Below are 16,008 nucleotides of genomic sequence, written 5' to 3'. Positions count from 1 at the left end.
CCGTCGAATTACGGGGGCACCCCAATAGGCGTCCTGCATGAGAAGCCAGTGGAACATGCAAGGCATACGACTTATACGACGCCGTACATCAATGTGTCGCATACGCAACGCGATTCGTGGTTTCGCTGCCGCGTTATCGACGTGCCGTTGGCACGATACCGCTAGAATGACGAACTGGAGGCGGACGGACAATGGCGTACCTCCGGCTCCGCTACACGTCGAACGGCGGTGTGACGCTTCGACAGTAGCGGAGGAGCCGTCCGCTTAATAGCACTTCAATATCAATCCCCCATTGATTGCGCACCCCCTTTGTCATTGGTATGGGGCGGGTTTTCCGGGGACGTCATTGATGCCATGCATTGTCGCCACCGTGATGCGCGATGGCGACAATGCGTGCGACGCCTTTAGCCGAGATCAGCGAACTGGCACATCCAGCGGGAGCCAATGAACTTGAACCGCAGATTGACGCGGATGTCCTCCTGCCCGATGGTCATGAACACGGCCATTTCCAGCGTCTCCGGACTGATGATCATACCGTCCACCAACGTGGGCACGGTAGGAAGATAGCAGAACCGGGCCTTGGTCTCGGGATGCGTGATCATGTGCGCATCCAACAGATATTGCATGGTACGCAGGCGTTCGAGACACGGTTGGGTCATGGCGCGCTGCAGCCGGTCCACACTTAGCTTGCCACGGACCGCGTCGGTGGAAGTGCACGCGATGCGACACGCCGCCAAGGCCATCGCATGGCATTCCTGCGCATTGAGGCCGCCGACGAACGTGGGCTGGATGTGATATCGGACGGGACGATCGGACAGTTCCACGACGATGAAGCCGTCGTAGCCGGGTAATGGGTCATAACGGCGGTAGTTGAATACGAAATATTCCATGGCGGTGAATCCCCCTTGATCTTCAGGTATGATTCATCCCCCTCGCGCGAACCATACCCCCTAACAACAACATGAACGGCCCGCCAAGTCAAACGTCCCAGCGCGCCGAGTTGCTCGGTCGCGCCGGTTTCCGGTCGCGGACCTCCTGTCACCTTCCGAATCGATGACCGGTAACGGCGCTGGCCCAGGGAATTCCCGGTTCACGTACCGGATATCCTACCGATAACGTCATGCGCGAAAGCGACTTGCAGACCGCCGGCCCCTCTGGCCAAAGATGCCCGAAAACGTTGGAACGGCGCCGTTCCCCGCGCAAAACAAAAGGGTTCCGAGCTTTCACCCGGAACCCTAGTCGGCGGAGTCAGAGGGATTCCACACCGACATGCCGTGATGTATTGGAATCATTGGCTTCACGGTACTTAGCGAAAAACCGTTACCACCTTATTTACCACCTAACACGCCGATAACTATATGTCATGAACGAGATTTGGCAATTCTTCCTCAATATCTAGTAATCGCAACATTCCCCATCGGAGAACAACGTATTAGTACTCTCTTATCACTTGGCTCACTCCGGCATATTAGAACCTCAAGCGCCGAGTTTAGCGCCTTTGCTGCGGTTGCATCGCCAGCATAGGGTCTGTAGGTTGTCCTCTGTGGTCAAACCGCCTTTCGAGACGGGCACGATATGGTCAACCTCCAGCAACAGGTGCGGCTCCGCGTTCAGGTTGACGCCGCATGCGCGGCATTGGTAGCCATCGCGTTCCAGAATGTGCTTGCGTAGGGCGCTGGTCATCAGGGCTCGCTGCCCCGCCACGCTTTTCCTCCACCTGATCTGGCTGCTGAGGTATTCGACCATGCCGTTCAGATTGGGGATGTCCATGGTGCACACGCTCTGGGTTGAGGCGTTGCCACCCGAGGAAACATACTGGAACTTGAAGCTGGGATAGTAGGCGTCGTTCAGGCGCACGTCCTTGAAGCCCAGCTTTCGATCAAGCGTCTTCTTGCTGAAGCGCCTAATCAGCCACGGCACATCATGGGCGACGCTATCCAGAATGTCGGACTTCTCCGCGGTCAGGGACGTTTTGCCGTCCTCTGCGGCGGTGAAGTTGTTCAGCATGGTCTCGAACTGCTCCAACGTCGGCTCATCGGCCTTGAACCCGAAGTACTTGCACACATATTTGAGCGGGTCGCGCTGGGCACCGGCGACGACCTCGCGCGAGCAGTTGCACACGTTGGGGTCGTTGGTCGCCTTGCCGAGCTCGGAGCGCCTGTAGTTCCAACGGCTGGAATCCCGCCACTCGGCATGCCCGCGAAGCGACATGTCCGTCCCGAGCCTCGTGCCCTTCAGTTCCTCGATATGGTCGTTCAGGTCGTTGCAGTCACGCACGTGCGCGCTGATGCGGTTCCTGATCTCGAGAAACTTGGCGCTACGGAAATACATGAACTCATAGGCCTTGTAGCCAAACAACACAATGAAGACCACAAGGGCGACAGGCCAGCTACTGGTCGTCATCCCGACAATGAGGAACACGGCCACACCAACCCATATGGCGATACTCTTGACTCTCTCGGACATGCGCACCCTTTTCCCTATTTGGTAAGGCCTTACTCATTATGCTTTACCGGTAAGGCCATAGTTTAATTGCGCCACACATAGCTTGGCAACATGCCGCACACACATGTGCCCGAGGAATGGGCCGTCTACGCCAAACGTCTGGGGCTGAACATCCAGCGGCAACGCGTCACACGACACCTCAGTCAGGAATACGTGGCATACAACGCCAATCTCTCACGCTTCGCATACCAGCAGCTCGAAAAGGGCGAATCACGGCCCGGGACGCCATCGAACCCAAGCCTATTGAACGTGATGGCCATAGCTCAAGTATTCGGCGTCACCATAGACGACCTGCTACCCGAGCCATGGCCCGATCTCCACGCATGACCTGCTATGCGAAGGTGATATTGATCTCAGGCGGCTCAGGCCGCCCCAGCGTCGCATCGACCGACTGCCTCGGCCGCCCCTCGGCCCGGTCCAGCAGCTCCCGCAGCGCCTTTAACTGCCGTACGGGGTCGCTGCCGTCCTTGGCGCGGGAGAGAAGCTGTATCACAAGCTGCTCGGTCTGGGTAAGACTCCCCCGCTCCGCCTTCTCCAATTCCACACGAATCTGCTCATCGGTCATATCGAGATACCGGCGCGCGGTCAACTCGAATGAACGCCCCCTAGTAGGAAACGTGTTACGCCTCTCGGGATTGGTATGGAAACCGGTCTTGGGCTGGTTACCCGACACGAACCTACCCAAATCATCCCTATCGCCATCACTACTCACAGCCATATCCTCCTTTCCACCGCTTGGAATGCAAGCGGCAGTATCGTATTCGCTCCATTCATATCGGAGAAACACCGGCATTCTTCTTTCCCGCACTCATAGACGGTTATCTAGAACTAGACTGCTAGACATATTGGAATTATTGGGGTTAAGGCTCTAGACTGGCGGACTATCTAGAACTAGACAGTCCGCCAGTCTAGAATGTACTTATCCCCTATAACAGTAGGGGTCTAACAGTCTAAGCGCTAGACTCATGGACGTACACTCGAAAGTGCCCATAGCTGCGACCCTGTACCTTCTACTTCGGGACCTATTTTCTCCAGTAGTCCTTCCTCATACATGCGACTGATGGTCTGATAGGTGTCAGAAGTGGGGATGCCTGTCTTCCTCTGAATCATGTAGCCCTTGATGCCCTCATGCTCGTTGTCGTATTTGCCGAGCGCTTTCGTGATTCGTCGGGCATAACGTTCATAATTGACGGCTTCTTTGGCTTCGCTTTTTGCTATTAGATCATCGGCAAGTCGCTCGCATCGTTTTCCGCGTCGGATAATCCGCGAGTCGTTCACACATACTTCGCGGGTCTGCCGAGACTTGGCGACAATGTACTTGGCTCGCTGCCAGTCCTCTTCCGTGACAATCAACGCAGCACCAACGCGTTGCTCGAGGATTGCCAGCAGGCCGGCTGTCTTGATCGTCACGAGTAGGCTATGGCCGTCCATGCCGTCCGGTCGGGCACCGTGTAACCGATTCAACCCGTCTGCGTCCACTTCTTCAAAGACAGCCGCCGGATACTCAATCACATGAAACGGATATACTATATTGCCGTTTTCGCTCCGACACTTCTCATAGCCACCGGCTTGATACAGGCCATCTATCTCGAACTCGGACGGTTGCAACTTGCTAAGTTTGCCAGCATCGAAGCCTAAATCTCCAGACGGTCGATGCGGACGTTCCTGAGGCGCATCCGGGTCGCGCGTGGTAGCCCAGAGAATTCGTTGCGGCAATCCAGTCACATCTTCTTGCATAAGGATATCCGCATTGCCCGGTTGCACCCCGGTCACAAGCGCGACGCGATACCCGTATTCGGGCACGCGCAACCGTTTGGCCTCGTTCACATTCTGCCCACCAATAGCCTCGCCACTCCACAGGCTCGTTAATGTCCCCAGCAAAGTAGAACCAGTACGTCCCATAGCCGCACCCAATACGGTGACTTCCGGCACGTCAAGCATGGCACGCATATTCACGCACCTCAGGACACTACGTTTGCTCTTGACGTCGTCGTCAAGTCGGTCGCGCCGCGCGAACAACGTAGCCAACCCCTCACCGGATACCGGCAACGTATCCGTCGCGTTCAGATCATTCGGGATTAGACGCCGTGCCGTACCGACCGCAAGCCCCTTACCGTCTGATGAAGCACCCACTATTGCAACGAACGTGTTCAAACTGCCGTATCGGGACCCCACGAACGCAGGCGTGACCACATTCGGTGGCGTAACCACCGCCACGCGCGCCAGCACGCTTAACAGAACAGCCCACGGTGCCGTGCGTTCACTACGTGCTGTCTCCAGAATGAACCGCAACCGGTGCGACGATTGCCAGAACTCCAGATCATTTGCGTACGTCATATCCAATCACCCGCCAATCATGCAAGACGCCACACTCGGCCAACGATCGCCGGCAAAGTCGCCAATCGATCGCACAACCATGTCCGCAGTCATATCAACGTTCACGATACGACCACGCCAGCGATCAGCACTCGCTGCAAGCCGTCGCCGCACATACCCGGCATCCATACGCGCACGATTCGGCAGCAACTGCATATCAATAAACGAGTCCAGCCGTCTATCGACATCGCTCGTAGTCACATGCAGCACACGCACATCCGTCACACTCGCGCTCACAGACAATGAGAGCATCGCAGGCGGCATAAGCAGCGACGCCAATCGGACGAGCGCACCAGCCGGACGGTCGCCAGTCCACGCATCCACACACAACGGCAACGGAACGAAATGGCTCGCATACACGGTCAGCGACAACAAGTCTGCCGAACACGAGCATTCACCGGAAACAGTCAGCCGGTACGAATCGAACACGGATTCAAGCAGATAATCAGCCAGCATGGGCAGCACATACGCCGGCGCGTCCATAGTAGCTGTCAACATGCTCGCGTCTGGTTTGGGGTAGGCTTCGCCATGCCCCGGGACAGCCGGGGATTGGATAATGGTGTTCACCAGCTCAGCACCCCGCGAACTCGTTAAGTGATTTAGAAGTGATGAGCACGCGAGTACCGATTTTGACGGCCTTGAGCTTGCCTTCCCGCACAAGTCGCATGGTCACACGCGTATCCTTCAGACCGAGTGATTCAGTTGCTGACTTAAGTGGTTCAAGCCTCTTCAAGCTCGTATGTCCGTTTGCCTGTCGAATAATCGGCGTTTCATCGGCGAATTTAGTAGACTTCATAATGTCCTTTCATTTTGAAATCAGTCGCGCTTCATGCGCAGGTGAGGGACAGAACACCCCAGAGTTGCCCCTCTAGGGTGTTCATTTTTTTGTTATGTCACACGGCTTAATGCTTTCCAGCGTTTCGCCGCGTCACATCTCTACATTATCGCTTTTCCGCGCATTGCAAGCGGCACCGTGCATTACAGCGTTATCCCCATACATTTATCATTCCTCTCCTGAAGAAAAATATAACTTTTTTTATGTTTGTTTTTATTGTTAAATACGTAATAACAGAACATGGAAAACACGCAAAACCGTTAATTCGGATATAACAAAAATTAGACAGACCAATAAATATTGTCATATAATTTATGTGTTTTGTTTTCCACGGTCCTTCCCTAGAATCACTCGAAGACGAGTAGAGGTTTCGACCAAATGTTCTTTTTACCTTTCAATATTGCGGATAAAGTCAGTACGATTTTTTAGACTTTGGGCGTGTCGCCTTCCGCGCCGCCCAATATCGCCGACAGTGTTTCAATCTTCACGGCATCCGGCAGCAGCTCTATCACACTGGCACGCCGCGCAGGCGACAACGAATGCAGCACACTTATACGCTGATCTAACGGCATTCCAGCAAGCACGCCAATAATTGACTGTGCATCATCACTTTTTATCTCTCTAGCCATCGTCCGCGATTCTTCTTCACCCGCAGCACTCACAGACTGTTCAGCTTTATCAACCTCATTCATAACTTCGGTTAAGTGATCACCTATGGTTTGATACACACTTGCAACGCTCATGCTTGTATGCCCACCCTGTCTCATGACTTCGCTCACGGTCGCACCATGTTCGACCATACGGCTCAATGCATCCTTGCGTAGATCATGCGGACGCATAGTTTCCAAGCCGGGTATTTTCTTGCAAGCACGAGCGAACGCGTTACGGTAATTCTGTGGGGCGAGCTGCCGTCCCGTTCTTGAGGACGTGAACAACAGCATGTCAGATTGAGTAATCTCATGCGTGGTCATCCACTCACTTAGCATGTCCGCAAGCGTACGTGGTATGTGTACGTCACGGATAGAAGATCGCGTTTTCGGTGTTGTGATCTCGGTTGAATACTTCCCTTTGCCGTTTGGAGTACGCTGAGATTGCTGTTCAACGTGAATAACAAGATTATCTAAGTCGATGTGCCGTCGGCATAGGCCGAGTGCTTCACCTTCACGCAAGGCGGCTTTATCGCAAATCGCGGCAACCATACGCGCCCAGTCAGGCAACACATCCATTAATGCAGACCATTGATCATCTGTTGGGCGTACTGGCTCATGCTTAATGAGCGGACGCACTGCCTTAATCTGGCATGGATTCGACGGTATAAGCGTCTTGCCAGTATCGTCCACTGGCTCAGACGCTGCACTGTTCATGATTGTTTTCAAATGCTTATAGACGTGATAACGACGGTCTTCAAGATTAGCGTCAAGACGAACCGTCTTGAATGTATCCCACCACCGTTGCACGTCCTTCGGCGTAATCTCACTCATAGGCATGTCCCCGAAAAAATCCAGCAAGTACAAGTTGAGCGATTCACGATACTTTTGCTTGGCGGTCTGCTTAAGGTCACTGCCATCCGCCTTCTTACGGCTCTCCACCCAAGGAACGGCATATTGACGAAACGTAATCAATTCACGCCGTCGTTCCGCTTTCCTGAGTTTTTCTGGCACCCAGACGCCGGCATGAATCGCACGAAGATTCTCGTTTAGCCACGCCTCTCCATCCAGTTTCCGTGATTCCGTGAATGTCTTCCGTGTTCTTTCTGGCAATCTCAATTCAGGCCATTTGCTGAACGCTTCGGGGGGCGTAACGAACGAATATTCGATGTAATCGTAGATTTTGCCGTTGCGCTTGACGTGTTTCAGCGTGCGCTTGCCCTCGCTCGCTCTCTGCCGTTTCGGTGGTCTTCCCATAAGATGCCTGCCCTAAGGTGGAAACAATTACCAGCATTGCTTTCATTACCACCTTATTTACCACCTAATATAGGCATCACCAAGCGTCTCCATGTACCCTCACGCGAATCGTCAGAAGGTGCCACAATAGCCTGAAAACGGCTTTATTCCAATGAATAAGGCATGAAAAAAGGGTTTTGCGATTCCTCGCAAAACCCTTGTAAGCGGAGTCAGAGGGATTCGAACCCTCGAGCCGCGGAAAGCGACTAACACCTTAGCAGGGTGCCCCTATCGGCCACTCAGGCATGACTCCTTGTTGCATTCAAGCGCAACAGCAAGATACTGTATCACACTTTGCGGATATGACGCGCCCTGAATACGCACTTCAATCAAATTGATGCCGATGCAAGCCGGTACACGCGACACTTTATGTTCACTGGTATGCCGCGTCAGAAGTTCGTTGCCGAAATGACCACCCCTCAGCCCCGCTGACAAGGGGAGCCACAATATAGTCAACGAACTTACGCCGCGGGACACTAAGAGACATATGCTTACTTGGCAGGCGCCGCGTCACCGGAGAAGGTGATGATGACCGCGCAAATCACCAAAGCCACGCCGATGATCTCACCGACGTTCGGAATCTCGCCAAACGCCAACCCCACGGCCACCGCCATGGCGGGATTGATGGACTGCATCACCGAGAACGCGCCGGACGTGGTGCGGCGCAGGGTGATCTGTTCGATCACATAGGGAATGAACGACGCCATCAGGGAAATCACGAACAGCAACGCCAGCAGCTTCAGCGAACCGCCGGGCTCGAGGGCCCATGTGGCTGTGGATTTGGGGTGAATCACATGGCTCACGGCCGGTACGGCGAGAAACAGCGATTGCACGACCCAACCGATGGTCACCGCGATGCACAGATTGTCCAGCGAATTGCCGCCGGATGCCACGCGACGCCCGGTCACGATGTACACGCCCCACATCGATCCGCCGATGAGAATGGCGATCAGACCCACCACGAACGTGCCGTTGCCGGACGGATTGGCCAAAGAGATGCCGGCAAGCAGCACCACGCCGACCGCCGCGATACCGATGCCCAACCGTTCGCGCCAGCTGCGACCGGTGATGACCGCCACGGACAGCGGTCCCATGAATTCGATGGCGACGGCGATGCCCATGTCCATATTGCTGATGGCCACGTAGAACATCGTGTTCATGAGCACCAACGAACATCCGAGCAGTACGACGAGCCCCCACGACCGGGCGCTGCGGTGGAACAGTCGCCCGCGTTTGGCGGCGCTCCACGGCCGCCGCCATGCAAGCAGCAGTAACACCATGAATCCCACTCGATACCACACCGAATACAACGGGTCGAGCTGGGCGAACGCCAGCTTGGCGATGGCCGTGGCGAGGTAGATAACCAATGCCTCACCGATCACGATGAGCACTACAGGGACACGGTTGAGGAGATCGATTACTGCCTTCTTCATGCACCTCACGCTACTCGGGCCATCGGGACAGCGTCCCGCAAACGTGGAACAAGCCGGGATGTGGACATTGGCGTGAGACGGGAGTGTGGGATGCGGACGCGGGGCATAATCGCGGACATCGGACGCGAGCGTGGATACTGGGACGCAGGTTCGCGATGCGGGCGCCGGTCATGGGTTCGGATGGGATATGGATATGAACCAGACGCATGATCACAGGGCGCGAGCCGAGTCCGACGACGAGTAATCGACGGAAAACGCCTGCATGCCCGTCCGAACATCAGGTTCCGACACTGGCCAACCAACGTCGTCAGCCGCCATCGTTCGTCGCCATCGTTTGCCAACACCGGCCACCGACATCGCACCGAGGCAAGCCCGCCGACCATCATCATCCACCTTCTACAATGGAATCCATGAGCACCGCACCAAGACTGGCCGCCGCCAAACGCGATTGGGGGCACGACGAAACCGGTTGCACGGTGCTGCACATCGACATGGACGCCTTCTATGCCTCCTTGGAGGTGGCCCGCAGACCGGAACTCAAGGGCAAACCGGTGATCATCGGCACCGGACCGCGATCGGTGGTGTCCGCGGCAAGCTATGAGGCGCGTCGCTATGGCATCAATTCGGCGATGCCGGCCGCCCGCGCGCACCAACTCTGCCCGAACGGCGTGTTCCTGCCGGTGGATATGCGTTACTACCGCATGATGTCGAGCCGCATCATGCACGAGGTGTTCCTGACCGTCACCGATCGATTCGAGCAGGTGTCGGTGGATGAGGGCTATATGGACGTTTCCGGCGCCTTGCTGGCGTGGAACCGACCGAGCGACATCGGCGCCTGGGTGCGCCGTCAGGTGGCCGAACGGTTCCATGTGACCTGCTCGGTGGGCATTGCCTGCAACAAACTTGTGGCCAAGATGGCCTCCACCAATGCCAAACCGGACGGCATGCTGCTCATTCCGAAAGCCCGTTCGGCCGAATTCGTGCAGATGATGCCGTTGCGCGGCATTCCCGGCATCGGCCCGTCACTGGAGAAAAGACTCAACGCATGGGGCGTGAATTCCGTGGCCGATCTGGCCCGGATGGACGAGACAACGCTGGCGCGGGCCACTGGTTCGACGGCGGCCGCCCACGGATTATGGATGGCCTCGCATGGCATCGACCCGCGCTCGGTCACGCCGATCCGGGAGGAGAAATCAATCGGTTCCGAACGCACGCTGCACACCGACACCCGCGACATGCGCGTGGTATGCGACCTGTTGCGCTCGGCATGTGACGAAGTGGCCAGCACCCTGCGGCGCAAGGGGCTGATGGCCCGTACGGTGACCGTCAAACTGCGGTTCGCGGACCTGAGCTATCAGACCCGCTCTCTGACGATGGAACGGCCGACCGACACCGCCGGCGTGCTGTATCCCGAATGCGTGCGGCAGCTGAAGGCCATGCTCGGAATGCCGAGCACAGCCGGACCGGACGCGATACTGCCCAAAACGATACGACTGGCGGGCATGAGCGCGTCGTCACTCAGCGAGGCCGCGGCCACCGCAGTGCAGCCGTCGCTGGACGACATGCTTGAGGAGGCCGCCGACGTGCAGGGGCGGACCTCACAGGCGCGACGGCACGACGCCGAAGCCGCGCTGGACGCGGTGAGACGGAAGTTCGGGTCCAAGGCCGCCCAGTTCGGGGCGTGAGCCGCACGGTACCACCCCGTCACATCGACGCGGCGGTACCCTGGCCCGGTCAGGCGGCCACACCGTGACGCGCACACCACAAACGTTGACGACCCTGCCCCTCGGCCTCGCTTCGCGATCCGAATCCCGGCAGAGGCGGCAACAATATGATCAACGAACTTCTGACGCAGGACGCTCGGCAAGACGCTGGCACGCCGCGCGGATAGCCTCATCGGTGGCGGTGGCGGAGAACCGCAGATGCGTCGCATCGTTGTAGAACTCGCCGGGGCTTGGAATGATGCCGATCTTGGCGAGCTCGGCCATATCCGTCCAGCAATCGCCGGACTTGGCCCTGACCCACACATACAGCGCACCGGAAGGCATGGAGGCCTGATAACCATAGGCGTTCAGCGCATCGACCAACGCCGCGAGACGACCACGGTAGCGAGCCCATTGCGTATGGACCGAGGCGGCGTCCCTGAGGCCCGCGGCCATGGCGGCCTGCACCGGGCCGGGAATGATCTCGCCAATCTGCTTGCGGTATTCGGCCATCTCGCTCACCAGACGGTAATCGCCGGCGATGAGGGCCGTGCGGTATCCGGCCATGTTGGATTGCTTGGACAGCGAGTACAGCACCAGGATGCCATCGGCCGACCCCTCGCACACATGCGGGTTCAACGCGCAGGGCGTGGCGGACAGACTGAACGCGCCCGAGGCTGCGGCAGGCTCGTTGGACTCGGACACCGGCGCGCCCCCGCGCGAGCCACGCCAATCCATCAGCGCATAGCACTCGTCGGAAAGCACCACCGCGCCGATGCGGCGGGCCGCGGCCACGATGTCCGCAAGCCAGTCGGCGGAGATGACCTCGCCGGTGGGGTTGCAGGGCGAGTTGACCCAGATGGCCTTGACGCGCGGCACATGGACCCAAGATTCGACATCCGTCACGTCATCGACCTTGAGCACGGTGGCGCCTGCCAGTTGGGTTCCGATCTCGTAGGTCGGATAGGAGACCTTGGGCTGGACCACCACGTCGCCCTCGCCGAGGTGCAGCAGCGAGGCCATGAGCGCCACCGCCTCCTTGGAGCCGACGGTCGGCACGACGGCCGCGTTGATTGCCTTCAGGTCCACGCCACGCATGGTGCGGAACCAGGAATCGATGGCGGCCTTAAGCTCGGCCGTCCCCACCGTGACGGGATAACCGTGGGCGTTCGCGGCGTCGGACGCGCCAGCCAACGCCTCGCGAACGGACTCGGGGACCGGGTCCACGGGCGAGCCGACGGACAGATCGATCATGCCGCCCGGCACTGCCTTGGCCGTCGCCTTGAAGCCGGCGATTCGAGACCAATCGTACGGGGAGGAATATGTGTGGAAGCCCATGGAAAACCTTTCTCCTTGCAATCCGTTCCACGATACGACGAACCCCCGGCCTTGTGCAGCCGAGGGTTCGTCAGCATGTGTGATGGGCGCGGCAAACTACCGCAAACTACCGCGAATTACCGCGATTCTCACTGGTTCTGCGGCGGCAGCGCGGCGACCTGCTCCGGGTCCTTACCAATCGGACCGTGCGCGGAGGCGCCACCGAAATCACCGACCTCGGCGAAGAAGTTGGCGGCGGCGTCCTTGTACCAGGCCCACTCGTCCGGCAGGTCGTCCTCGTAGAAGATGGCCTCGGTGGGGCACACGGGTTCGCAGGCGCCGCAGTCGACGCACTCGTTCGGGTTGATGTACAGCGAACGCGAGCCTTCGTAGATGCAGTCCACCGGGCATTCATCCACGCAGGCCTTGTCCTTGACGTCCACGCAAGGCTGGGCAACAACGTATGGCATGGAATCCTCCTTAAATCACGCTGCGTACCAGCTTAGGCTCGCGGTAGGACGCTGCACGCGGCAGTCCGCAACAACGCGCAGCCTCAGCCGTTGACGGCCTTGTCGGTTTCGGCGGACAGCGTATCGCTCAGATCGCCCTTGCCTAAGCGGGCGTGCCAGTAGCCGTAGCCGAAGTAGATGGCGAAACCGACCACGAGCCACACGAGGAAACGCACCCAAGTGAGCACGGTCAGGTTGAGCATGAGCCACAGGTTCGCCAGACCGATCAGAATCGGAATCCACGGGTTGCCGGGCATCTTGAAGGCGCGCGGCAGGTCAGGGCGCTTCCTGCGCATGATCGGGATGGAGATGGCGACCAGCGTGAAGGCCGACAATGTGCCGATGTTCACCATGTCGGACAGCACGCCGATGTCGAAGAACGCGGCGACCAGCGCCACCACGACGCCGACGCCGATCTGCAGACCGGCCGGGGTGCCGTGCTTGCCGGTCTTGGACAGGCTGCGCGGCAGCAGACCGTCGCGGCTCATGGCGAAGACGATGCGGGTCAGGCCCAGCAGCAGCACCATGACCACGGTGGCCAGACCCAGCACGATGCCGAAGCTGATGATCTTGGCGGCCCAATTCGCGCCGACCAGCTCGAAGGCGGTGGCCAGCGATGGGCTGTCCTGCTTGGCGAGGTCCTTATAGGAGACCATGCCGGTGGTCACGACGGCCACGAGCATGTACATGACGATGATGAGCGCCATGCCCACGCCGATGCCGAGCGGCACGTTCCTATGCGGATTCTTGGTCTCCTCGGAGGCGGTGGCGACCACATCGAAGCCGATGAACGCGAAGAACACCAGGGCCGCGCCGGACAGGATGCCGGGCACGCCGTAGATGGACGGGGTCATGCCGGTGGCCCACTGCCACAGCGGCTGGCCCCACATACCGGCCACGGCCGAGGAACTCTGCACGGTGTCGGCCGGCTGGCTCGGCGGGATGAACGGCGTGAAGTTCGAGGCCTTGACGTAGAAGAAGCCGACGATCACCACGAAGAACACGATGGCGATCTTGAGCACGGTCATCGCGCCGTCCACGCGTGCGCCGATCTTCGTGCCGAACACCAGAAGCACTGTGAAGAACGCGACGATGATGATCGGGGCGACGTCAATCGAGAACGAGCCGATCGCGATGTTGGTGTTGAGATTCCATCCCATGAGCCGCATGAAATCGTTGAGGTACACACCCCAGTATTTGGAGATCACGGAACCGGCCATGAGCATCTCGAGGATGAGGTCCCAGCCGATGATCCATGCCATGACCTCACCCACCGTGGTGTACGTGAAGGTGTAGGCGGAGCCGGCCACCGGAATCATCGAGGCGAACTCGGCGTAGCACATCACGGCCGCACCGCACACGATGCCGGCGATGAGGAAGCTGATGATCACGGCCGGACCGGCGTGGAAGGCGGCGGCCTGCGCGCCCACGGAGAAGATGCCGGCGCCGACGGCGACGGCGACGCCCATAATGGACAGATCCCACCAAGTCAGGTTGCGCTTGAGCTTGCGGCCCTCTTCACCCGTTTCGGCAATGGTCTGTTCGACGGATTTCGTACGGAACAGTTGCATAACAGCCTTTTCTTCTCGTTGTATGCACGCTCAGTGAGCGCAAAATATCGAACAACGAGTATAGAGAAGGCAATGTGACTTGTCTATTACCAGTTGACGCTTCGGACTGGTTCTTGTTCCGATGCCCCAGCCTCTTGGCTGTCGGATTTCGACGGTTGACTGTCGGTTCTCAACGGTTCAGTGTCGGATTTCGTACATATACGGTACGAAATCCGACAGTCATGCGTCGAGGTCCGACAGCACACCCACGCACACCGGCTCGGGAACCAGCGTGACGCCGAAGTGGTCCTTGACGGCCCGTTGTACCGCGCGTGCCAGTGCCTCGACGTCCGTGGCCGTGGCTTCCCCGCGATTGGTGAGGGCCAACGTGTGCTGGGTGGACAAGCTGGCGGATGCATCGTCGGCGACCCGGTATCCCTTATGGCAACCGGCGTGGTCGATGAGCCATGCGGCCGATGTCTTGACGCCGGACGTACCGTCCGGCAGCGTGGCTGGGAACCGCGGGGCGTCCTCGGGCAGCGCTGACGCCTCATCGGCGGTCAGAATCGGGTTCATGAAGAACGAGCCGCAGCTGTGGCGGTTGCGGTCCGGAACAGGCAGTCCGTCGTCGCCCAAGGCGATGCCGGCGGATTCGTTGACCGAAGCCAGTCGGCGCAGGTCGGCGAGGATGTTGGCCTCGCGTTTGGTGCCTGCCATGGCCGGCGATGTGTACCGGGTGGGGTCCTCCAGCATGCCCTTGGCGGCACGCACCTTGAGCACGGCCTCGCGGATATCGGCGGTGGCCATGCGGTCGCCCACCTCGACGCCGAGCGCCTTGGCGAGCTGCTCATACCCCACCGTGCCCTCGGCGGAATGGGTCAGCGCGAAGGTGACGGAGAGCACCACGTAGCGAGGCGTCGGGAAGAACCGGTCGGCCGGCCTGGCCGGAGCTGCGTACATGCTGGCTTTGAGCGCGGAATAACGGTAGCCGAATCGGAGGTCGGCCGGGGTGAGGTCGCGCGTGGTCTTGGTCTCGCGGTCCCACACCTCCACCGATTCGACCGAGGTGGCCACCTCCTGGCCGTATGCGCCGATGTTCTGCACCACGGAGGCGCCGACCGTGCCGGGGATGCCGGACAGTCCTTCGACGCCTTCAAGCCCGAGCTGTACGGTGAAGGCCACGAAATCATCCCAGTTCGCACCGGCCTCGGCGTTGATGTGCACCGTGCGGTCACTGCCCTCGACGGGCGCGGCCTCGTCCGGCACGGTGATCTGACGGCGGGCATCGCGCACCACCACGCCGCCGAACGGCTCATCGGAGACCAGCAGGTTCGAGCCGCCGCCGATCACGACAAGCGGCAGGCCCTTGGAGTCGGCGTCCTCGACGGCTTCGATGAGGCCCACGCGGGTGGTCGGTTCGATGAAATGGGCGATGGGGCCGCCGACGCCCATGGTGGTGATGTCTGCAAAACTGGTCATGTTGCTCATCCTACTTGGTTCCTGAGGTGAGCGGGTAGAGGTGGACGGGTACGACGGATCGTTGACTGTTGACGGTGGACTACTGACTACTTATCTGCTGACGGTGGAGGTTGGGGCATACGTTGCGCGACACGCTCAAGGCCGCTCGGCCGAGCCTACGGTCGCGCAACGCATACCCCAACCCCCACCTGCCTGATTAGCTTGGTTTCGACTTCGGTTGGTTTCAGCAGCGACACAGGTGACGGCTGCAGGTATTTTGCGCATCCCGAGAAGGGTTGCAGGTGAAACGTGTCTGTTTGTGGCCTCAGAAAGCCAGTAAACAGATACGTTTCACCTGTTATCCCCATTAACGTGCTCT

Annotated in this window: 13 protein-coding genes and 1 tRNA gene; 2 read left to right on the top strand and 12 right to left on the bottom strand. The window is 58.8% G+C overall.

Going from position 1 to position 16,008, the window contains the following annotated elements:
• Positions 1 to 404: 404 nt before the first annotated feature.
• Positions 405 to 890: a hypothetical protein gene (locus BMYO_RS00910; RefSeq protein ID WP_233427966.1), complete on the bottom strand. Its 486-nt coding sequence runs from the start codon at positions 888 to 890 to the stop codon at positions 405 to 407.
• 586 nt (positions 891 to 1,476) lie between these two features.
• The gene (locus BMYO_RS00905) at positions 1,477 to 2,466 is read right to left on the bottom strand and encodes an HNH endonuclease (protein ID WP_094666713.1); all 990 of its coding nucleotides are present in this window, start codon (positions 2,464 to 2,466) and stop codon (positions 1,477 to 1,479) included.
• A 90-nt stretch (positions 2,467 to 2,556) separates the two neighbouring features.
• Between BMYO_RS00905 and BMYO_RS00900 the strand changes: the two genes are divergently transcribed.
• Positions 2,557 to 2,832 (top strand): helix-turn-helix transcriptional regulator, encoded by a 276-nt coding sequence (locus BMYO_RS00900; protein ID WP_094666712.1) that lies wholly within the window; start codon positions 2,557 to 2,559, stop codon positions 2,830 to 2,832.
• A gap of 4 nt (positions 2,833 to 2,836) precedes the next feature.
• Here BMYO_RS00900 and BMYO_RS11390 read toward each other — a convergent pair whose 3' ends face one another.
• The 6 genes from BMYO_RS11390 to BMYO_RS00865 form a co-directional block, all read right to left on the bottom strand.
• Positions 2,837 to 3,070 carry a hypothetical protein gene (locus BMYO_RS11390; protein ID WP_143249080.1) on the bottom strand — a complete coding sequence of 78 codons (234 nt, stop codon included), beginning with the start codon at positions 3,068 to 3,070 and terminating at the stop codon, positions 2,837 to 2,839.
• A gap of 398 nt (positions 3,071 to 3,468) precedes the next feature.
• Positions 3,469 to 4,842, bottom strand: a complete 1,374-nt coding sequence (locus tag BMYO_RS00890; RefSeq protein ID WP_143249079.1) for a hypothetical protein — start codon at positions 4,840 to 4,842, stop codon at positions 3,469 to 3,471.
• A gap of 6 nt (positions 4,843 to 4,848) precedes the next feature.
• Positions 4,849 to 5,448, bottom strand: coding sequence for a hypothetical protein (locus tag BMYO_RS00885; RefSeq protein WP_094666709.1), 600 nt, complete (start codon positions 5,446 to 5,448; stop codon positions 4,849 to 4,851).
• Between the two features lie 693 nt (positions 5,449 to 6,141).
• Positions 6,142 to 7,620, bottom strand: coding sequence for a tyrosine-type recombinase/integrase (locus tag BMYO_RS00875; protein WP_094666707.1), 1,479 nt, complete (start codon positions 7,618 to 7,620; stop codon positions 6,142 to 6,144).
• A 204-nt stretch (positions 7,621 to 7,824) separates the two neighbouring features.
• Positions 7,825 to 7,912 (bottom strand) — tRNA-Ser (locus BMYO_RS00870).
• A gap of 238 nt (positions 7,913 to 8,150) precedes the next feature.
• Positions 8,151 to 9,092, bottom strand: a complete 942-nt coding sequence (locus BMYO_RS00865) for an EamA family transporter (RefSeq protein ID WP_094666706.1) — start codon at positions 9,090 to 9,092, stop codon at positions 8,151 to 8,153.
• A 410-nt stretch (positions 9,093 to 9,502) separates the two neighbouring features.
• Here BMYO_RS00865 and dinB point away from each other — a divergent pair, with 410 nt between their 5' ends.
• A complete protein-coding gene (dinB, locus tag BMYO_RS00860; protein WP_094666705.1) occupies positions 9,503 to 10,777 on the top strand; it encodes a DNA polymerase IV in 1,275 nt (424 codons plus the stop codon).
• A gap of 150 nt (positions 10,778 to 10,927) precedes the next feature.
• On the opposite strand, the gene dapC is transcribed toward dinB, so the two are convergent.
• The 4 genes from dapC to BMYO_RS00840 all read right to left on the bottom strand — a co-directional run bounded on the left by dapC (position 10,928) and on the right by BMYO_RS00840 (position 15,650).
• The gene (gene dapC, locus BMYO_RS00855) at positions 10,928 to 12,133 is read right to left on the bottom strand and encodes a succinyldiaminopimelate transaminase (protein ID WP_094666704.1); all 1,206 of its coding nucleotides are present in this window, start codon (positions 12,131 to 12,133) and stop codon (positions 10,928 to 10,930) included.
• A 128-nt stretch (positions 12,134 to 12,261) separates the two neighbouring features.
• Positions 12,262 to 12,582, bottom strand: a complete 321-nt coding sequence (gene fdxA, locus BMYO_RS00850; protein WP_094666703.1) for a ferredoxin — start codon at positions 12,580 to 12,582, stop codon at positions 12,262 to 12,264.
• 83 nt (positions 12,583 to 12,665) lie between these two features.
• Positions 12,666 to 14,192: an amino acid permease gene (locus tag BMYO_RS00845; RefSeq protein ID WP_094666702.1), complete on the bottom strand. Its 1,527-nt coding sequence runs from the start codon at positions 14,190 to 14,192 to the stop codon at positions 12,666 to 12,668.
• A gap of 219 nt (positions 14,193 to 14,411) precedes the next feature.
• Positions 14,412 to 15,650, bottom strand: coding sequence for a UDP-N-acetylmuramate dehydrogenase (locus tag BMYO_RS00840; protein ID WP_233427962.1), 1,239 nt, complete (start codon positions 15,648 to 15,650; stop codon positions 14,412 to 14,414).
• Between the last annotated feature and the right edge of the window lie 358 nt (positions 15,651 to 16,008).

This window comes from Bifidobacterium myosotis, assembly GCF_002259745.1.
Lineage (GTDB): Bacteria > Actinomycetota > Actinomycetes > Actinomycetales > Bifidobacteriaceae > Bifidobacterium > Bifidobacterium myosotis.
Note: the sequence above shows the minus strand (reverse complement) of the source record. Positions and strands in the feature narration are given on the sequence as shown.